Source organism: Ramlibacter sp., from assembly GCF_050250995.1.
Classification (GTDB): Bacteria; Pseudomonadota; Gammaproteobacteria; order Burkholderiales; family Burkholderiaceae_C; genus Ramlibacter.
The window spans coordinates 105360-124855 of sequence record NZ_JBFWNP010000003.1 but is presented as its reverse complement, the minus strand read 5'-3'; the positions used below and the strand labels follow the sequence as shown (position 1 = coordinate 124855).

General features: G+C 67.4%; 17 protein-coding genes. 2 read left to right on the top strand and 15 right to left on the bottom strand.

The window, feature by feature from the left end; translation table 11 throughout:
* The first annotated feature begins 3 nt into the window (after positions 1 to 3).
* Together glnL and ntrC are read left to right on the top strand one after the other, a co-directional pair.
* Positions 4 to 1071, top strand: a complete 1068-nt coding sequence (gene glnL, locus AB7E83_RS04210; RefSeq protein WP_428565679.1) for a nitrogen regulation protein NR(II) — start codon at positions 4 to 6, stop codon at positions 1069 to 1071.
* The gene (ntrC, locus tag AB7E83_RS04205; RefSeq protein WP_428565677.1) at positions 1071 to 2585 is read left to right on the top strand and encodes a nitrogen regulation protein NR(I); all 1515 of its coding nucleotides are present in this window, start codon (positions 1071 to 1073) and stop codon (positions 2583 to 2585) included. The genes glnL and ntrC overlap by 1 nt, the downstream gene beginning before the upstream one ends.
* A 24-nt stretch (positions 2586 to 2609) precedes the next feature.
* Here the strand turns inward: ntrC and xth are convergent, their stop codons facing one another.
* From xth to traC, 15 genes are all read right to left on the bottom strand, one after another.
* Complete coding sequence (xth, locus tag AB7E83_RS04200) at positions 2610 to 3389, bottom strand: exodeoxyribonuclease III (RefSeq protein WP_428565675.1); 780 nt, start codon at positions 3387 to 3389, stop codon at positions 2610 to 2612.
* Positions 3390 to 3740: 351 nt separating this feature from the next.
* Entirely contained in the window at positions 3741 to 4343 is a 603-nt protein-coding gene (locus AB7E83_RS04195; RefSeq protein WP_428565673.1) for an RES family NAD+ phosphorylase, read from the bottom strand.
* Entirely contained in the window at positions 4330 to 4974 is a 645-nt protein-coding gene (locus tag AB7E83_RS04190; protein WP_428565672.1) for an integrase, read from the bottom strand. Before AB7E83_RS04190 ends, AB7E83_RS04195 begins: the two co-directional genes overlap by 14 nt.
* Before the next feature lie 486 nt (positions 4975 to 5460).
* A complete protein-coding gene (locus AB7E83_RS04185; protein ID WP_428565670.1) occupies positions 5461 to 8235 on the bottom strand; it encodes a conjugal transfer protein TraG N-terminal domain-containing protein in 2775 nt (924 codons plus the stop codon).
* Positions 8236 to 8260: 25 nt separating this feature from the next.
* Positions 8261 to 9700 carry a conjugal transfer protein TraH gene (locus AB7E83_RS04180; RefSeq protein ID WP_428565668.1) on the bottom strand — a complete coding sequence of 480 codons (1440 nt, stop codon included), beginning with the start codon at positions 9698 to 9700 and terminating at the stop codon, positions 8261 to 8263.
* A 22-nt stretch (positions 9701 to 9722) separates the two neighbouring features.
* Entirely contained in the window at positions 9723 to 10559 is an 837-nt protein-coding gene (gene traF / locus AB7E83_RS04175) for a conjugal transfer protein TraF (RefSeq protein ID WP_428566149.1), read from the bottom strand.
* 29 nt (positions 10560 to 10588) lie between these two features.
* Positions 10589 to 10975: a hypothetical protein gene (locus AB7E83_RS04170; RefSeq protein WP_428565667.1), complete on the bottom strand. Its 387-nt coding sequence runs from the start codon at positions 10973 to 10975 to the stop codon at positions 10589 to 10591.
* Positions 10972 to 13365, bottom strand: a complete 2394-nt coding sequence (gene traN / locus AB7E83_RS04165) for a type-F conjugative transfer system mating-pair stabilization protein TraN (RefSeq protein WP_428565665.1) — start codon at positions 13363 to 13365, stop codon at positions 10972 to 10974. Before traN ends, AB7E83_RS04170 begins: the two co-directional genes overlap by 4 nt.
* 4 nt (positions 13366 to 13369) lie before the next feature.
* On the bottom strand, positions 13370 to 14008 hold the full coding sequence (trbC, locus tag AB7E83_RS04160) for a type-F conjugative transfer system pilin assembly protein TrbC (protein WP_428565663.1): 639 nt from the start codon (positions 14006 to 14008) through the stop codon (positions 13370 to 13372).
* Positions 13995 to 15017: a TraU family protein gene (locus AB7E83_RS04155; protein ID WP_428565661.1), complete on the bottom strand. Its 1023-nt coding sequence runs from the start codon at positions 15015 to 15017 to the stop codon at positions 13995 to 13997. Before AB7E83_RS04155 ends, trbC begins: the two co-directional genes overlap by 14 nt.
* Positions 15014 to 15622, bottom strand: coding sequence for a type-F conjugative transfer system protein TraW (gene traW / locus AB7E83_RS04150; protein ID WP_428565659.1), 609 nt, complete (start codon positions 15620 to 15622; stop codon positions 15014 to 15016). Before traW ends, AB7E83_RS04155 begins: the two co-directional genes overlap by 4 nt.
* Before the next feature lie 17 nt (positions 15623 to 15639).
* A complete protein-coding gene (locus AB7E83_RS04145) occupies positions 15640 to 15891 on the bottom strand; it encodes a hypothetical protein (protein WP_428565657.1) in 252 nt (83 codons plus the stop codon).
* Between the two features lie 135 nt (positions 15892 to 16026).
* On the bottom strand, positions 16027 to 16578 hold the full coding sequence (gene traF / locus AB7E83_RS04140) for a conjugative transfer signal peptidase TraF (RefSeq protein ID WP_428565655.1): 552 nt from the start codon (positions 16576 to 16578) through the stop codon (positions 16027 to 16029).
* On the bottom strand, positions 16575 to 16943 hold the full coding sequence (locus tag AB7E83_RS04135) for a hypothetical protein (protein WP_428565653.1): 369 nt from the start codon (positions 16941 to 16943) through the stop codon (positions 16575 to 16577). The genes traF (AB7E83_RS04140) and AB7E83_RS04135 overlap by 4 nt, the downstream gene beginning before the upstream one ends.
* Entirely contained in the window at positions 16940 to 19492 is a 2553-nt protein-coding gene (traC, locus tag AB7E83_RS04130) for a type IV secretion system protein TraC (protein WP_428565651.1), read from the bottom strand. The genes AB7E83_RS04135 and traC overlap by 4 nt, the downstream gene beginning before the upstream one ends.
* Between the last annotated feature and the right edge of the window lie 4 nt (positions 19493 to 19496).

Sequence of the window (19496 nt, the reverse complement as noted above, 5' to 3'; positions counted from 1 at the left end):
GGCTTGACCCCTCCGAAATTCCGCCCCGACCGATTCCAGGCCCTCGACCTGCTGGCCACGCTCGTGGCCGTCGTCCGCGGCGACGGCACCGTTCTCTTCGCCAACTCCGCGCTCGAGGACGCGCTGGGCTCCTCGCGCCGCACGATCGAGGGCAAGCATTTCCCCACCTTCTTCACCGAGCCCGCGCAGCTGCTCGTCGTGCTCGATGGCGCGCGGCGCAACGAGTATGCGGCGCTGCGCTACGACGCATTCCTCATTCGCCCGCATGCCGACCCCGCGCCGGTCCACGTCGTGCTCGCGCAGACCGATCAGGCCAACGAGTTCGTGGTCGAGATGCTGCCGCTCGAGCAGCAGGCGCGGCAGGACCGCGAGGAGCGCCTGATCGACCAGGCGCAGGCGAACAAGGAACTCATTCGCAATCTCGCGCACGAGATCAAGAACCCGCTTGGCGGCATTCGCGGCGCGGCGCAATTGCTCGAGATGGACATCGGCCGCGAGCTTAAGGAATATACGCGCGTCATCATTCACGAGGCCGATCGACTGCAGACGCTCGTCGACCGGCTGCTCGCGCCGCATCGCAAGCCGCACGTGGTGGGCGACGTCAACATCCACGAAGTCTGCGAGCGCGTTCGCTCGCTGATCCTCGCGGAGTTCCCGCGCGGTCTGTCGGTGGTTCGCGATTACGACACGTCGATTCCCGAGTTCCGCGGGGACCGCGAGCAGTTGATCCAGGCCGTGCTGAACATCGCGCACAACGCGTGTCTCGCATTGAACGAACGCATCGCGGCAGGCGATGCGCAGCTCACGTTTCGCTCGCGAATTTCCCGGCAGGTGACCTTCGGCAAGAAGCGTTATCGATTGGCACTGGAATTGCATGTCATCGACAACGGGCCCGGTGTGCCCGAGTCGATCAAGGACCGCATCTTCTTCCCGCTGGTCTCCGGCCGCGAAGGGGGTTCGGGGCTCGGCCTGACGCTTGCACAGACGTTCGTGCAGCAGCACGATGGCCTGATCGAATGCGACAGCGCGCCGGGCCGCACCGATTTCAAAATACTCATACCACTGCCGTGATGAAGCCGATCTGGATCGTTGACGATGACCAAAGCATCCGCTTCGTGCTCGAGAAGGCGTTGCTGCGCGAGGACCTTCCCACGCGCAGCTTCACCAACGCGCGCGACATGCTGTCGGCGCTCGACGCCGCAAATGACGAAGAAGGCCCGCAGATCCTGGTGAGCGACATCCGTATGCCCGGCGGCAGCGGCCTCGATCTCCTTGCGAAGGTGAAGGAGCGCCACCCCGGACTGCCCGTCATCATCATGACGGCCTTCTCCGACCTCGACTCCGCGGTGTCGGCTTTCCAGGGCGGCGCGTTCGAATACCTCCCGAAGCCCTTCGATCTGCCCAAGGCCGTCGAGCTGATTCGCCGCGCGGTGGAAGAGAGCCAGCGCGAGGAAGTGGCCGAGGAGCGAATGGTGGCCGCGCCCGAGATGCTGGGTCAGGCCTCGGCGATGCAGGACGTGTTCCGCGGCATCGGCCGGCTCTCGCAGAGCAACGTGACCGTGATGATCACCGGCGAGTCGGGCACGGGCAAGGAACTCGTCGCGCGGGCCTTGCACAAGCATTCGCCCCGCGCGGGCGGCCCCTTCGTCGCGATCAACACGGCCGCGATCCCGAAGGACCTGCTGGAGTCCGAACTCTTCGGCCACGAGCGAGGCGCGTTCACCGGCGCGCAGACGATGCGGCGCGGCCGCTTCGAACAGGCCGAGGGCGGCACGCTCTTCCTCGACGAGATCGGCGACATGCCTTTCGATCTGCAGACGCGCCTGCTGCGCGTGCTGTCGGATGGGCACTTCTATCGCGTCGGCGGACACAACGGCATCAAGGCCAACGTGCGCGTGATCGCCGCAACGCACCAGGACCTCGAGCAGCGCGTGAAGGAGGGCAATTTCCGCGAGGACTTGTTCCACCGCCTCAACGTGATCCGGCTGCGCCTGCCCGCGCTTCGCGAGCGCCGCGACGACATTCCCATGCTCGCGCGCCACTTCCTGATGGTGAGCGCGAAACAGCTGGGCGTGGAGCCGAAGCGGATTTCGGACGCGGCGCTGACGCGGCTCACGCACTTCGCGTTTCCCGGCAACGTGCGTCAGCTCGAGAACATCTGCCATTGGCTGACCGTGATGGCGCCCGCGCAGCTGATCGAGCCCAAGGATCTGCCGCCGGAGGTGGGAAGCGCGCCGGTCCCGGTGGAGACCTCGCCAGCGCCGGTGGCGACCTCGACGGCCACGCCACCCGTCGCCTCGACGGAGACGAGGGCTGCGGAGGCGTCATCGGCCGCCGCAGCCGCGTCGACGTCTTCACCGACCGAGCCGCAGGACTGGGAGCGCGGCCTGGAGGCCGAGGCGATGCAGCTGCTGCTGGCTGGGCATCACGACGTCTGGGACCGCCTTACGCGCCGCTTCGAGTCGCGTCTGATCCTCACCGCCCTGCAGAACACCCGCGGGCGCCGCATCGAGGCCGCGCAGAAGCTCGGCATCGGCCGTAATACGATCACGCGCAAGATCCAGGAGCTGGGGCTGGACGACTGAACCGGGCGCTTCGGCGCTATCCGGTCAAGCCAGTTCGACCGTCACCGGCGCGTGGTCGCTCGGCTGCTTCCACTTGCGCGGCACGCGGTCGATGGCGCAGCTCGCCACCAGCGGCCGCAGCGCCTCGCTCACCAGCACGTGGTCGATCCGCAGGCCACGGTTCTTCTGGTAGCCGAGCATGCGGTAGTCCCACCACGAATAGCTCTTCTCCGGCTGCTCGAACATCCGGAAGCTGTCGACGAGGCCCAGCGCCATCAGTTCGCGGAAATGGTCGCGTTCCTGCGTCGTGTGGTGGATCGTCTCTTTCAGGCCCACGGGATCGTACGAATCCCGGTCCTCCGGCGCGATGTTGAAGTCGCCCAGCAGCACGAGGCGCGGATGGCGCTCCAGTTCCTTGCGGACGTACTCGCGCAGGCCGCGCAGCCACGACATCTTGTATTCGAACTTCTCCGTGCCCGGCGCCTGGCCGTTGACGAAGTAGCCGTTGACGACACGCAGCTCGCCCTGCGGCGTGTCGAGCGTCGCGGCGATGACGCGCGAGTTCTCGTCCTCGAAGCCCACGATGTTCTTCACCACGTCGCGCAGCGGCGCGCGGCTCATGATGGCCACGCCGTTGTACGTCTTCTGGCCGAACACCGCGCAATGCTCGTAGCCCGCGCCGCGCAGCGCGTCGAGCGGGAACTTGTCGTCGGTCAGCTTCAGCTCCTGCAGGCACAGCACGTCGACCGGGTTGGCCGCCGTCCAGTCCAGCACGTGCTGCAGGCGCGCGGTGAGCGAGTTGACGTTCCAGGTGGCGAGTTTCATGTTATCTCTACGCTGTTGATTCTTATAGTGTTTTCAGAGTGTTGTGGCGCTTTTTTTCTTCTGGCTACCCGTCTAGCTACCCACTTTCGTCGAGCCGGCATGACCTCTCCAGGGATCGCCTGATACGGAGCAGTGCAAACCATCACCGCCGACAAGTCGTGGTGGTCGTCCAAGGCTGGAGCATCTGGGGCAATCGTACTTGCCGCTCGAGAAGAGAGTGCGGCAAGTAACCCCAGCCGAACTGCGAGGGCTGCGTGGTTGGTGGGGTTCTCCGTCACGGCGTCGACAACCTGAGTGCGCAGTTGCCTCTCGTACTGATTGGCTCCTGCAGAACGGGACAACTGACGGCCCTCAAGCGGGCAGGACGACGACTTGGTACGTCTTGAGGAAACTCGGCCAATCGACGTGGTCGCGTAGCGCGATGTCGTCGACGAGCGAGAGCTTCTCGGCTGCACGGTCGAACAGTGCGGCGCACGCGGCCGGGTGGTTGTTACGCGAGGGGTAGAGCACACCGTCGAATCGAGGCGCGCCATCCGGCTCGGCGAGCGCGTGTACCAGCGCAGCGATGCGCTGCGTGTGAACGTAGCGACGGCTGGCTAGCTGGGACAGGTTCAATCCGAACTGCGATGCCATCACGCCGGGCGCGGTGAGGTCGGCGAGCGACAGAGGCTCGAGGACGCCGATCGCCCTGACCGTGCGCGTGTACACCTCGGTTCGGGTGATCACGCGCTTCGCGCGGCGGTTCCAACGGTGCTGGCGGAAGACGGACTCCATGAGCACGGTCGCCAGGTCGAAGCCGACATAGAGCGTGCCGTACTGGAGGCCCGGGTCGTCGTACCGATTGCCGCCCGAGCGGCCGAAGTGAAGGGCCGTGCCGCAATACGCTGACCGGCTGACGTGCTGGAGAAGTTCTCCCGCCGGAATGATTCGGGACGGAACATCAGACGTCGGCACGGACGTGCTCCGCCGGCTGCACGCCGAGCGAAGCAAGCACGACGCGCGCAACAGCGTCGACGTTGCCTCGATTTGCGCTCGCCACCGGAGATTGGCCGCCAAGGGCTTCGCTGGGCTCCGCCAGGGCGCGGTACACCGTCCAGGCGTCGACATCTTCCGCAGCTTGGAGCACGGTGCGCGTCAGTTGCAGGCCTGGTGCCTCCAACTGCCAGTCGGGAATGCGCTGGCCGCGGCGGCCGACGTCCAGCGCAAGCAACCTGCGTGCGGTGATGTCCTTGTAGATCTGCTGGCGGGACTTGTGAGCCAGGCGTACGAAGTCGGAGAGAGGCAGGTTGTGCGGTCGCTCGAACTCGCGCAGCAGTTCGGCGCGGCCTCGCTGGATGTCGGCGGCCATCGGCGACCAGGAGGTGGCCGCGCGCAGCGACGCGGCCTTCCGGCCCAGCGTTTCGGTCAGGGGTGTCGCCTCGGCGGTCACGTTCGTGGCCGCCGCCACCTTTTCTCGAACAAGTCGGTCAAGCTCGAAGAGGAATGCGCCACGGTCGCGAACCGTGACCGCCTTGTCGAAGCGGCGAACTTCCGTCGGGGTGACAAGTGGTTGGTTCAAAGCTGATGCCGCTTGTGCCTTGCGCATGGCGAACTCCGCGTACGCACTGAGATGCGGCAGAGTAGTCTCGTTTGTCTCGTATGTCAACTTTGACAACATATCCGGTCGTGCGGTGCAGTGGCGAATCTCTGCGCACCGGTATGCGGTCGCCCCCGGGGCATTGCAACGGCGGGCCATCGGCGCTACCTTGCGGACCAGAGGCATGAAATGCTACGGAAGGCCATCTTTCTCACTCTCGTCGGGGCTGGCGCCCTGGTTGGCGTTGTCGCTGCGATCAACGGGGACTGGGGTCTTCGCGTGGTCATGGCAGGGCTTGGCGCGCTCGTCGGGGCCGCATTGGGTGGCGCCGTGATCAGGCTGGGGCGACGAGCCACGGAGCGCCGAGAGATTCCAGGCATGGGCACGACGACGGCAGACATCGCGGCTAACTTCTGGCGCGACAAAGGCCGTCCACCCATGTAGGCCAACGAGAGCCCAGGCCCGGCGCAAATGGTTCGTCAACCCTGCCGCTTTCTACTTCTTCCTGAGCACTCCTTTCACCGCGTCCTTGGCCTCGTCCAGAGTGGCCCCGGCATCAGCCGCAACCTGGCGCCCGGACTGGAGAAGCAGCGACTTCTTGGTAGAGACGGTCCCGTCCGCTGACCGACTCACTTCTGTCTCGGCGTCGAATCCTCGGCGCGACCGGTCCGTTTGCTCGCGGATGGCTGACCCACCCAGGCCGACCTCCGGTCTGAGGCTGGGTCGCACCTGCTCGGAGATGGTTGGCGGGTCGCTCCCGAGTCCGCGCGCAACGGCGCCGCGGTTCTGGGCATTGCGCGCGGCCAAGTCGGGATTCAAGGCGGGATCGGACGCCGACGCGGCCCACCGATCGCGCAGATCATGGAAGGACGCGGGCAGCGAGGCGCCGTCGGAGAAGCTGCGCGACGGACGAAGTGCCTGTCGCGCCAGCTCCGCGTCGAGCAATGTGGCAGCCGCCGCGCTGTCGCCGCCGTAGCGCTCGGCGTAGCGCAGGAACATTGCGAGGTTGTACGGATCCTGGGCGATGTCGATGGCGATGGACTCGCCACGCTCGCGCGCCTCGGAGACGCGCTCAGCCAATGCGCTGCGCTCGCCGTACGAGGCCTGAGCCTGCTGGGCCCGCGACGCGGTCGTCGCGAGGCGGCTCCCCAGTTCCCGTGCCTGGCGCGCATCGTCGGACATCGCGCTGACCAACGTGGCGTCACGCGAGACGCGATCTCCAAATTGCTTGAACTCGGCGATCTGGTCGCTTGTCATGGATCCGAGCATCTTCCTCTGCTCCGCGGAGAGGCCGCTCATGTAGGCCTTGTCCGCGCTGGCATCGACCTGCGCTCCCGCTACACCCGCGTTGAAGCCGAGGCGGCCGGAAGCGCCGAACGCGATACGCGCGACCTGCGACTGGGTGAGCCCGGTGTTGTCGGCGACGCTCTTGGTTATCTGGTCCAGCCGCGTCAGCGTCTCGCCCAGTTGCTCGAAGCTGCTGGTCGAGGTGCCCGACGAACTGCGCGAGGACTTGAGCTTTGCCAGCCCCTTGGTGAAGGCCTCGGTCAGGACGGTGGACCGTTCGTTGCTAGCGGACACCATCTCGCCCCGCGCTGCGTCTGCCTGGCGGCTGGCCTCGCTCACGTCCTGCTCGCTGACCCGCATCGATACCACGCGCGAGGCGAAGCCCTGATTCCGCAGCAGGTTCGCGGCCGTGCGTCCGGTGAGCGCGCTCGACGTGAAGGTGTTGCCGCTCAGATCGCTCTGCCAGGAACTCATGAACGCCGACGTGCGATTCGGTGCCAGCTGCAACTGATCCATCGCGACGTTGCCCATCGACACGTTGCCAACGGCGGCCCCTGCGGTGCTGCCGGCCAGCATGCCCTGCAGCCCGGACAAGCCGCCGACAAGCGCGGTGCCGAAGTTCTCCATGCGCTTGAGCGCGGCCCAGGCGATGAAGGGGATGCTGATCGCCAGGTAGCCGACCACGGCCTCGCCGGAGATTGCACGCGAGTAGATCGTCGATGCGGTTTGCAGTGCGAGGGCCTTGGTGCCCGTGCCCAGGTCCGATGCAGCGGCCAGGTCGTAGGCGGCGTAAACCGAGGCCATGTAGTTGAGCACCGCGTACAGCGGCGGCCACAACTGGATCCAGATCAGGATGGCCGCATAGCCTTTGAAAGCGATCATCGACTCGCGTCCGCTGGTCAACAGGAGCAGCAGCACGAAGAGCGGGAACAGGGCGTAGGTGAGCGCCTCGATGACATTGCGGAACACTGGCAGCGACTGTTCGGCGACCTTGCCGTAGTTCATCCAGGTCGCGTTCTGCTGCGCCACCGCCTGCGCCCGGCCGACCGCGAGCACCATCGCCGCCGGGTCGTTCACCTTCTGGCCGATGATGTTGCTGGTGTCGCTGATGGCGTTGAGCACGGCGTTCTGCCGGATCAGGTCCGTTGCCGTCGCGGCTGCTGTTGCGATGCTGTTGCGGATGTAGGCCTGCTGGATCTGGCCGGCGATCGCCGCCGTCGCCGCCGCACTGGGCAGCGTGGGGTTGAGCTGGAAGGCCAGCCGGCCCTCGATGCGGGTGACCTGCGCCGGCAGGCGGCCGTTCAGGTTGCCGTAGACATTGGGGCAGGTGTCGACGGTCACCGCGCCGGCGGCGCCGGTCACCGTGCTGAAGCGGGCCGGATTTGGCGTGGCCATCAGCGCCCACACATCGTCGGAGGTGGAGAACGTGGCCGGATCGACGGTGCCGTCGATCAGGTCGTACATCGTGCAGTTGTGGATGAAGTTGATCAGGTCGGTGCGGAAGGTGGGGTCCTGGAACACCACGTTGCCGGTCTCGCGGATCAGGCGGTTGCCGAACATCAGGCCGTTGCGCTCGTAGCTCAGTTCGGCAGGCATCGCGCCTGCACCGGGGATGACCTGGAACGCGGTCTCGAAGAGGCCGGTCAGCGTGTGACCGATGGTGCTGGTGATGCTGCCGAGCATGGCGACGCCGAACGGCACATTGGCAACCACCTTGACCGCTGAGCCGCCGGTCTTGTCCACGATGCCCACGGTCACGCGGGGAACGATCAGCACCGAAAAAACCAGCAGCACGGTGGCCAGCCACTTCCAGCCCTGCAGCTTGTCCGGGGCGAAGGCGTAGGCAACCAGGGCGGCGATGAAGCCGCAGAAGGCCACCGCCGCGACGGCAGCCGCGTAGTCGCTCGACGCATGGATGGCTGCCGCGGCATTGAAGATGCCGAACAGGCTGTCCGCGTTCTGGTAGGCGAAGATCTCCCACATGGCCGCCTCGAGGCATCGGTGCGGGCTACCGGGCCACGTAGGCCGCGCGCTGCCCCAGCATGTCCATCACGTGCTGCGGCATGCTCGAGCGCAGCTGCCGTTCGAGTTGCTCCAGGTGGCTGGACACAGCGCGGAAGGAGCCGACCTTCTGGTACAGCAGGTTCTTCTCCTGCGACAACTGCAGCAGCATGGCCTGGGCACGCTGGCGCACCTGGTTGGCGAGTTCACGCTGGTTCTGCTGGAGCGTGTAGTCCTTGTCGAGCGCGGCCATCCCGAGCCGCAGGTTCCTCTCAAGGAAGACGTAGGCATAGTCGGCTGCGATCACATCGCGGTACTGGCCGATCAGGCTGTCGGCCAGCCCCGAGCCGGGAATCGTCGCGCCGATCGACAGCATTCGGTACACCGGCTCGGTGGTCTGGTTGACGAAGCCGACCTCGGCCGAGTTGTTCGGGATCGCGGTGCGAGTCGCGATCTTGTCGGCGATCGACCGCATCATGGTTTCGACCCGGGCCGTGAAGGGCGTGTGCGTGTAGCTCGTGTTCAGTGAGACGACGTCGCAGTTCGTGTAGTCGTTGCAGCGCAGCAGGTGCTGGGTGACGTTGGTGCCGGTCGCGGCCGCCTGACCGTAGAGCAACTGGCTGATCGAGGTGATCGTCGGTGGCACAGGCTCCGGGTCGCGGTTCGCGCTCTCCGGATGGAAGATGACAGTGCCGACGATGCTCATGATCAGCTCGCGCTCGGCGTCGTCCAACGCCGTGCCGGTGCGCTGCAGAGCCTTCCAGGTGAGGTTGCCGACGAAAGGCGCCTTGTTTCGAACGTTTGGATCTGCGGAACTGCGCGCTGAGGCCAGGATGCTCGGCCGGTCGCTGGCGCATCGGCGACGGGCCGCGTCGCGGTCGCTTTCCAGCCCCATCTCGATCGCCAGGTCGCCACAGGCCTCCTGCGAGCTGTAGCCCGTGGCCTCGGCCGCCGTGCTGACGATGGCCTTGGCGGTCTCGCAGGAGTTGATGCGCGCGTTGTTGATCCAGGTCTCCAGGCCCTTCGCCCACTTTGTCAGGCCACCCAACAGCGGCGAGACCGACTCCAGCGCGAGCTGGAAGGCGATGCCCGGCAGCGCGGCCGTGATGTTGCGCAGCATGTTCTTGAACTCCTCGGCCGAGATGTGCGAGAACGAGCCGCCGAAGACGTCGATGCCGCCGCAGCCGGCCTTGGCGCTGGGGAACTGGATCGCGGCGAGCTGGTAGACCTTGTTCGGCGAGCGCATGAACAGGCTGCCGCCGGTATAGGTGTTGAAGGTCTGCCCGCGAAACGCGCCCGGGGCGGTGTAGTTCCCGATCGTGCCCAGGTTGTTGAACATGATGTTCACCTCGGCGTTGAGGTCGCCGGCCCGTGCCGCCCCGGCCTGCAATGCGGTGGCCAGGGCGACGAGGGCGGCGCAGATGCGCTGGGATTGGCGGTTGGGCATGACGATCCTCCGGGGAACGGGATCAGGGCATTCCGAGCTGTCGCACGGCGCTGGGCACCATGGCCTCGAAGGCCGGCGCCGCAGCGGCCGAGATGCGCTCGAGCAGTTGGGACTCGGACAGCACACCGAAGCCGATTGGCACGATGCGGCCGGTGAAGGGCTGAGCCAGGTAGACAGCGGGCACCTGGGCCACGCGCAGCGCGGTGGCCGCGCCGTTGTCGCGGCGCGCTGACGCGAAACCCGGCAGCGCGCCGCCGTCCAAGCTGACCGCTTCGACGCGGATGCCGTGGCGCCCCTGAAACGCTTCCAAGGTCGGCGCGAAGGCGTGGCAATAGGGGCAGTCGCCGCGGAAGAAGAACAGCAGCACATAGTCGCGACCCAACTCGGCGATCGAGCGCGAGCGTTCGCCCAGTTGCTGGGCCTCGAAGACTTCCAGCGCCTTGGCGTTGACCGGGCGTCCCTGCAGCGAGGGATCGAGCTCGGGCGTGGTCCAGGCGACCCGCTGCGCCACGTCGGCAAAGGTCGAAGCCTGGGCGACGACCTTGGCCTCCAGTTCCATGTAGCGCCGCACGTTGGCCTCGGTGGGCCGCATGACGGCGATGCCGCGCAGGTCCTCGACCCGCTGGCGCAAGCGATCGAGTTCCGCGAGTTCTGGCGGCCGGGGCTCGCGCCGTGAATCGCGGGCCACGACGGGCGGCCTCGTGGGCTTTGGCGGCACGGATCGAGGGGGCTCGGGCTCCGGGGTCGGGTCTTCGTAGAAGTGCCACCCACGCCAGGTGTCGCCCCAGAACCGAGGTGACTCGTTTGCGGCACCGCTCACTGCTGGCGCAGCACAAGCCGCAAGCAGAGCGAGCAACATCAACCGATGGATGCTGTGCATCGCGCGCCTCAGGACAGCGAACGCGGCGGCAGGCCGTCGCGGCAGTAGTTGATGCCGAAGTCGATGGTCCGTCGGCGAGCGCTGGGCTCTCCAGGAAGCTGAACGCCGTCCTGCCAGAAGCTCACCTTCAGGCGCCGGCAGCCCGGCTGCGCATAGCGGCGCTCCGTGCTCACGTCGATGTAGACCGGCGAGGTGGCCTTGAAGCGCGCCGTGATGGCGTCCGCCATCGGTCCTGACAGCAAGCCGTGCGCACGCCCGTCCGGTGCATCGATGGCCGCCAGCAGCAGCGGACGCGCATCGGGCACTGGGAGGCGTTCCTGGGCCGTGGACACGGACGAGAAGAGGGCCATGGCAAGCCCCAGCGGCAATGCCTTACCGACGTGCTCGCGGCTCATTGACACCTCCCCTGGCCGTAGTAGCAGGTCGGGATGCGGCTACCGCTCTGACCTTGAAGCGTCGCCACGTTGGGCAGGGTCGGCACCAGCGAGGCGTAGAACTCGCTGAGGTCCATCGCCGCGAAATCCAGCGACTGCAACTGCGCAACGGTGAAGCCCGAGCAGTCCGGGTTCTCCGCGCTGCCCCAGCCCTTGCCGACCTGCGTTCGGCCCTGCTCGTTGACGATGCGGGCCAGCATGCTGTTGAAGCAGCACTTGCGCGTGGTGTGCGTGATGCACGAGACGCAGGAGCCGAAGACCCGGATGCAGGACGAGCAGTAGGTGCCGACGGCGTGGCACAGGCCGGCACCTTCCTTCATCGCGAGCTTGCCTTCTTCCTCGTCGCAGGAGGATGCCGACATCACGACGTAAATGATCACGGCGATGACGAGCGACCATGGATCGAAGGCCACGACCAGGCTCTGGCCGGAGTACACCGCGACCGATCCCGCGGGCAGTGCCGCGCCGTTGACGGCGACCGTGACGCCGTAGGTGGTGAAGGTGCCGCTGAAGCCGCCGCCCATCAGCAGGGCCGACATGCCCTGGTAGATGAACTGGCGGTTCTCCGCGTTCATCAGCACGTCGTACACGAGCCGCGAGCCGGTGCCGAAGAGGCTCTGGTTGGTCATGCCAGCGCCCGCGTTGTCGGCGTAGCAGCAGTTCCTCAGCAGCCGGTCGCGGCAGCGGTTGTCCTCGCCATTGAACACCTGCATGCGGTCGGTGTCGAGGTAGACACCGGCTTCGCGCGCGGCCTCGAGCATCGACATGCTGCGCGCGAAGTCGGCATCGTTCGCGTGGCTGATGTCGTAGCAATTGCCCTGCAGGCAGAAGACGTTCGACGGGCAGTTGCTGGCGCTGGTCACCGTCTGTGCCGGCACCGGGCAGCTGTAGCTGTCCTCGTGCACCTCGCAGGCGCCGGTGCTGGCATTGCTGCGCCGGCAGACCGAACCCGAGGGCGTGCAGCCGGCGGCGACCAGCGGCCCGCACTGGCTGCCCGGCGCCGTGCCGCTGCAGTTCATCGTGCTCTCGTACTGCCAGCAGTCGCGGGTTACCGATGCCCCGTCGATCACCTTCGTCGCCGGGCCATCGGTGCACACGGCCGCGGTCTGAACGGTGCAGCGGCTGCCGTCGGCGACGGTGGGGCATTGGTCGTCCCAGCGGTCGGTTTCGGTGATGGTGGTGCGGGGCCGGGTGTACGACAGCCGCATCGTCGGGATCGGGCCGTAGGCAGGATTCGGATCCCAGCCGACGACGCTGCGCTCGCTGTCGAGGTTCCAGTAGTAGCCGGGCAAGCTGCCCGTCACGTCGTAGCCGACGAGCGCCGTGGCGCCACCGGCCGGCGCATAGCAGCGCGTGCCGTCGAGCGCCGAAGTCGTGCAGCCGCTGTCGCCCTGGCAGACGGTGTCCTGGATCAAGTCGCCACTTTGCGTGCCGGCCGGGCAGGCGGCATAGCGCCTCAGGAAGGGTTCGACGCTGGTGCAGCTGTAGCCGGAGTCACCGCCGCCAGTGCAGACTTCGGCCCGCTCGGCCGCGATCATGGCCGTCAGGGCGCAGGCGTCGCCGGAGCAGGCCTTGTCGGCGACCCAGACGCCGGTGCGGATCTCGGTACCAGTGCTCCAGGAGTAGCTCGTGTCGAGCACCGCGACCATCTGCGGGAACAGCACCGGTGTCGTCATGTCGACGTCGAAGAAGGCCAGCGGCGATGCGTCCTGCGTGATGCGGAAGTGCTGCGCCGTCTCCGGGCGGTCGGGCAGGCATTGCACGTCCACGCCGGTACGGCCGGCGCTGGCCTGGGCGAACCAGTCACCGGGCGTGCAGTTGGTGCTTCGTTCAATGCCGACGGTCAGGCTGCGCGTGCAGCGGTAGTTGCCGATGCCTTCGTAGCGCAGGCAGCTGCGGGTCTGCGTGCCTGCAGGGACGGCCGTTGTCGTGGTGGTGCAGCCGCTGTAGTACGACGCGAGGTTCTGGAGCACGCTGGAAGGCGCGCGGGCAATGCCCTGCGCCGCGGACACCGAGGGATCGCCGGGCCCGATGGCCGGACGGGGCAGGTTCGCCGATCCCATCGCACCGCGCTGCGCCTGGCACACCGGATCGTTCGGCAGCGTGGCGCAGAGTGACAGCCGCGCGCTGCCCTGGGACGAGAGGTTGGGCTGCCGGTAGTACCCGGATTCGGGTGGCGCCGCGGTGTAGCCCGGCACGACGCTGGTGGCAGTGGGCGCGTTGACGGTGGCGCGGGCGGCCGGGTTGGCGGACTGACCCGCCGCCACACCTTCTTCGTGCGGGCCGGCGGGCGTTGCGACCGGCGTCACGGCCACGCAGAACGCGGTGAAACAGGCGATCAGCTTGCGCATGGCATCACTCCCGGCGGCCGAGTCGGGCCAGGAAACGGCCGGCGTCCTTCGCGAAGGCCGGCGCCGAACGTTGGAAGTGGTCCAGCGCGTAGTCGAGGCTGACATCACCCGCCGCTACGACATGGTCGTCGGACCGCGCACATTGCTCGCCGCTGCAGGCGGTGTCCGTTCCGCCGGCCCGGGCGAGCACGAAGGCGGGCACGCGCTGGATCGCATACCGATCGAAGGCTCGCGGGTCGATCTGCACGGCCACCGGCCGCGTGCCGATCAGTTGCTGTATCCGCGCTGCGGTGCGTGGCAGCGACCCTTCGGATAGCCCGCGCAGCAGCAACTGCGCCCGGGCACGAGCTGCCTGGTCCACAAGGCGCGACAGCGCGGCCTCCGGCATGGCCAGGCTGATGAAGACGAGCAGGCGTGGCTCGTCGGCTCCCGGCAGCGTGGGTGACCCCGCAGCGCCCGCGAATCCCCGGGCCAGCGCCTCCAGGTCCACCGGCGTTTGCGTGGCCGGCGCCGGCAGGGCGTCGATCCGCGGCATCACTTTGACCGGCGGCAGACCGACAGGGGCTTGCGCACACACGGCTCCGGCGGTGAGCAGGAGGCCGGCCGCGAGTACGGCAAGGCGAAGGGAATCAGTAACCCACACAGCAGTTCCTCTTGCGGAACAACATGAAGGCGAAGTCCTCGCCGCGCACCGGGTACTCCTTGCCGGCGCCCCAGACGATGGTGCTGCGGCCGAAGGGCTGGCAGCAGCGCCCGCCGTCCTTGGTCGTGTTCGCCACCGGGTAGGTCAGCTGGGTCTTGTAGGCGGTCTTGTCCATCGCCGGCAGGAAGTAGGGGCCGCACAGCCCGGCCCTCCCGTGCCAGCCCCAGGCCAGCAGCTCGCGGTGCATCTTGGCGGTCAAGCGCTGGGCGATCAGCGCCGCCGTGCGCACGCCGCCGAGGTGGTAGGGCACATGGCCGTCGAGCGGGTAGAGGCCGCCCTGGCAGCCTGCGCACCAGAACATCTCGGGGATGCCCATGCCGGCCGTGGCGGCGACGCAGTCGGCAGCGCAGGCGGCCACGGCCACCGGGTTGGCAAACAGCACCGCCTCGGGGTTGAGGATCAGCGTCAGCTCGTCGTCGTTCCACAGCGGGTCGACTTCGGTGAGGTAAGCCAGATCGAACGAGCCACGTTCCAGGCACGGAAAGTCCGTCACCACCTCCAGCCAGTACAGCACCGGGTTGATGTAGAAATGCGCCTGGTAGAAGCTGCCGCCGTCACCGTCGCCCTCCGGCCGCGTGAAGCGGGCGGCGGTCGGTGCATCGATACCGGGGTCCAGGTCGACACCGCCGAGCGACGCCAGACAGAAGGGCTTGCGCACCGCCTCGACATGGCGCGCCGGCTCCCAGAAACCGATCGACAGGCCGACGGTCGGGTTCACGCCGCAACTGCAGACGGGGCTGGACGGATTGGCGATGTCTTCCTGCCCGTTCAAGTTGGCCAGCGTGGTGCCGCCCAGCGTGATCGGCAGGATGCAGCTCCAGCAGATGTCGGTGATGGGGTTCGGGAACCGGCCGGTGCAAGTCAGGCTGTCGCCGGCCATGGCGGGTGCGGTTGCGAACACGGCGGCCAGCGTCGCAGTCCATGCGCGCAGGTGTCGGCCGAGGTTCATGGCAGCCCCAGTTCGTCGATGCGCAGGCGCAGCCCGTCCTGCGAAACCAGCGCGGGCACCTGGCGGATGCCGAAGCGGCGGGTCAGAGTCCCGGCCTGGTCGTAGTACACGGGCACACGCCAGGCCTTCATCAGGTCGAGGTAGGAGCCTCCCGTCAGGATCGGCTTGATGCGGCCCGCATAGCGCCCGCTGAGCTCGCGGGCGTGCTTCACCTGCCGCGGATCGCGAGCGTCGAAGAACAGCAGATGCCGTGACAGCGACACCACTTCGAGCGGATTCTTGCGCGTGCCTGCTGCGAACATCAGGCGGCCCTGCGGGTCGATGATGTTGCGATCGAGCGTGAAGCTCGGATCGACGTAGAAGGTGCGCGGGCGCTCGGTGGTGCGCAAGCCTTCGACCGGCGGCGGCTGGCGGACGGTGTCGATGCCGCGAGTCCGCGCCGCTTCCGCGAGCCGCTGCAGCTCACCTCTGCGCTCCTTCTCGCGAAGCCGCCGCTCGATAAAGGCCAGCAAGTGCGGCTCGGCGATCTCGTATGTTGGCCCGATCGTGCCGAGGTCGACCGCGCCGGCCTTGCTACCGACGATCAACAAGGCCGCGACCAGCAACGACGTGGCGGCCCGACTCATCGCGCACCCCGCGTGCAGTCGATCTGGGAGGCCAGAGCGGCAAGTGCCGCAGGGTCACGCAGATGGCTCGCCCGGATCATCCCCATCAGCACCGGGTTGCCGTCTCCCACCGCCATCGCCACGCGCAGTTCCGCGGTCGTCAACGAACGGCCGCAGCGCTGCAACCAGGCCTGCCGGTACGCACGCGCACCGTCATGAGCGGCCGGCGCGATGCGCGCCAGCAGTGCCAGGTAGTCCTCGATCGGCATCTCGCCGGTCCCGGGAGTACCTGGCTGTGCGGGTGAGGTTTGAGCGCGTACAGAACCGAGTCCAGCCGCTGCGAGAGCGAACAGGGCCACCAGGGTGACGGCAAGGTGTCGAGCGTGTTGCATCGCCGTGCCTCGTCAGAACAGCGGGATCACAGTGCCGAGCACTTGGTCTGCGCGCACGAGGCCACTGGCCCGGTAGCGCGAGTCGAAGGAGTCCGGACTGGTGCCCTGCACGTAGTAGTGGCCGGCGGGAATCACGGCGGCAAGGATCGGCTCGAGCGCTTGCCGGTCGTGGGTGTGGGTCTTGGCCTGGCCGACGATCTCGCCGTTGATCGCGACGGCGCGACCCTCGACGGTGATGCGGTCGCCGGGCAAGCCGCGCACGATCTTGAAGAAAGGCTGCCCGCGCAGACCCGGATAGCGCGCCTGGGCCTCGCCGTCGAAAGCGAACACCACGTAGTCGCCGCGCTTGAGCGCATTCGGGCCGTACTGCAGCAGCGCCACCCGGCAGGGCAGGCTCGGTGTCCAGTTGAAGAGCACCGGCAGCCGCGGCGTCGGGTCGATGAACAGGCGCGTGTAGGCGAAGCCCCAGATCGCGAAGACCGGCAGGTACAGGTACCAGCGCTGGCGCAGGTGCGCGCCGAAGTCGCGGGCGCTTGCGCGGAGGCGGTCGATATGGCGGGTCATGGCGCCTCCACCTTGCGACGCAGGTGCGCCGTCAGGTCGACGGTCCGCGGCGCGGGCGCAGCGACGGCGGTCTTCAGAACCACCAGGCAGCCACAGTCGCGCGGCAGTTCCTCCAGCGCCAGCGGCAGGCGCTGCGCGAAGCTGCGTGCCATGCGCATCGCCTGTTCGCGCTCGCCGTCGCTCGCGGCGCGCGTCAGGATCAGCGTGAACTCGGCTTCCTTCTGCCGGTAGACCTCGGCGACATCGACCACGCCGATCAGCTGCGCCGGTCGCACCACGACGCGGTCATAGGCGGCCAGCGTGCCGAGCACGATCGCGCAGGCCATGCCCGCGTTCAGCAGCGCAGACTTCAGGCCCGGGCTCATGACGCATGACCCCGGCGACGCAGCAGCTCCGCGATCGCCTCGTCGATCGACAAGCCCTGTGCACGCAGTTCGTCGATCGGTGCGTTGTCCTCGAGCTTGTTCGAGAACAGCAGGTGGGTCGCCGGATCGAGGATGTTGCGCGCCACACCCTCGCCAACGGGCGACGAGATGTAGACCTCGGAGAACACGCCCGGCTCGGTGCGCAGCGAGTTCAGCAGCCGCTTCTTCGGCTCGTCCATCGACAGCCGCCCCTGGCGGTCCAGCATCTCGATCGACTCGGGTTTCTGGCGCAGCAGGAACACCCAGTCCGAGCAGTTGAAGGCCGCTTCCATCTGCGCCGAGCCGTAGTAGTCGTCGGCGCTCTGCGTCGCGGTGCCCAGCGAGCCGCCGTACTTGCGGGCGCGCCGCGCGGCCTCTTCGACGACGGCGGCCTTGACCGGGTCGTCGGCACCGATGTCGCCCAGCTGCTGTTTCAGCTCGTCGATGAAGAGCACCTTGCGCCGGTTGCGTGTCAGGTACATCTCGCCGGTGATCTGGTGCAGCAGCAGGATGTTGACCACCGCGTGCAGGTCGGGCCGGCGCTTGAGCTCCTCGTTTTCGATGACGACGAAGTCGTTCTCGAAGTCGATGCTGTTGCGGCCCTCGAAGAAGCGCTCGTACTGGCCGCCCCGCGCATAGGGGTTCAGCATGATCGCGAGGTCCTTGATGCGCGGGTCCTCGCGCACGCCCAGCTCCTCGATCGTGCCGGCCTTGAAGGCGTCGCGCAGCGCGGTGACGGTCAGCTCGTTGCCATGTGCGCGGAACAGCTTGAGCACCATCGCCGAGATGGCCTTGTACTGAACCTCGTCCAGAGGTCGCGACATCGAGGCCATCTTCGAGATGGCCGGCACCAGCATGTCGATGTCTTCGTTGATGTCGACGATGTGGGTGAAGGGGTTCAGGCAGATGGCGACATCGGGCTTGAACTCGATGTAGGTGCCCTTGGCCTTGCGGCACAGCTTCTCGAACGAGCGGCCCAGGTCCAGCATCCAGACCTTGGCGTCGATGGCGCGGTAGGACCAGGCCATCTCGTTCATCAGCACCGACTTGCCCGAACCCGGCGCGCCGATGATCGCGAAGTTGTAGTTGCCGAGGTCGTTGTCGAAGATGTCCAGCGTCATCAGCTGGCCGCGCCGGCCGCCGAACACCAGCGCCGGCGTGCGCGTGCCGCGCCACTCGGCGATCAGCGGCGCGAGGTGGATGGCATTGGCCATCGTCTTGCGCGAGACGCGGCGCATCTTGGCCAGGTCGCGGTGGAAGCGCTCGGACAGCGTCATCGGCAGGCTGGCCAGCAGCGCCTGCCGGTGCATGTAGACATCCGCGTTGAGCTGGAAGCCGCGGCCGCGCCAGATCGCGTTCGCCGTCTCCTGCGCGGCGACCGACTTGCCGGGTGGCGAGAAGATCGCGAGCTGGTGGTACAGGCTCACCAGGCTGCTGCCGACGTCGATCGCGTTGGCCGCAGCGGTCCAGTCTTGCAGCTTCTTGCCCACGTCGGGCATCACCTCGGCCATCTTGCTGCGTGCGTTCTGTGTCGCGCGCACATGGTTGGCCGTGACCACCGACTTGGTGACGTTCGGGTCGAGCACGTGCACACCCATCGTCAGCAGGAAGGGCGCGCTGTACTGCAGCGCCGGCTGCATCAGGTCGCCGATCAACGAGCCCATCTGCCAGAGCGCAAAGCGTTCGGGGAAGGACTTGATCGAGTAGAAGCGCGCTTCGAGCCGATGCTCGCTGCCTTCCTTCCACAGCATCAGGCCGCCGGGCTGCGGGTCCTGGATGGTGTCGAAGTCGACAATCTGGTCGCGGATCTCGCGGCCGTCGTCGTAATGCAGGTTCGGTGCGTCGGCCTGCGAGATGCGGTCCGGGTTGGTGAACAGCGCGCACCAGTTGATCAGGTCGGCAGCGTCGCACACACGGTTCGGCAGCGAGGCCGAGCGCAGCGTGGAAGCCATCGACTCGCGCAGCGCCACCAGTTCGTCGCGGCGGTTCAGCTGACCGGCATCGCCCGGCAGCGCCACGCTCATCATCAGTCGGAAGTCGCGGATCGTGTAGTGGAAGCCCGACGTCAGCGACCGCTGGGCGCCGCCCAGCAGATGGCCGACGCGCTGGCGCGCCAGGCGGTGGAACAGGTTGTCGTTGCGCGCGGGCCGGCCCCAATGCTTGGCCTTCTCGGCCTGGTCCGTGTCCTCGAGGCGCAGGTTGGCATAGCGGCACAACTGCTCGCGGATGTGAGGTGAGGCAAACAGGTGAAACTGAACCCCGGTACCCGGCGGGAGGGTCGCGTAGAGCGACACCAGCACCTCGGCCATGCGTTCGTCGGCGCCTGACTGCGGCATCAGCTCCAGCAGGAAGCCGAGGCCGTCGCGGTTGACGAACAGCTTCTCGTCGGTCAGATAGGCCGAGTAGGGCAGCCAGGCGGCGAATTGTTCGGCGGGCGAGTCGGCTTCGGCGCCGAAGGGTAGCCAGTCCGCGAGGCCGGCGCGTTCGACATGGGGGAGGCGGGCGTTCATCGCG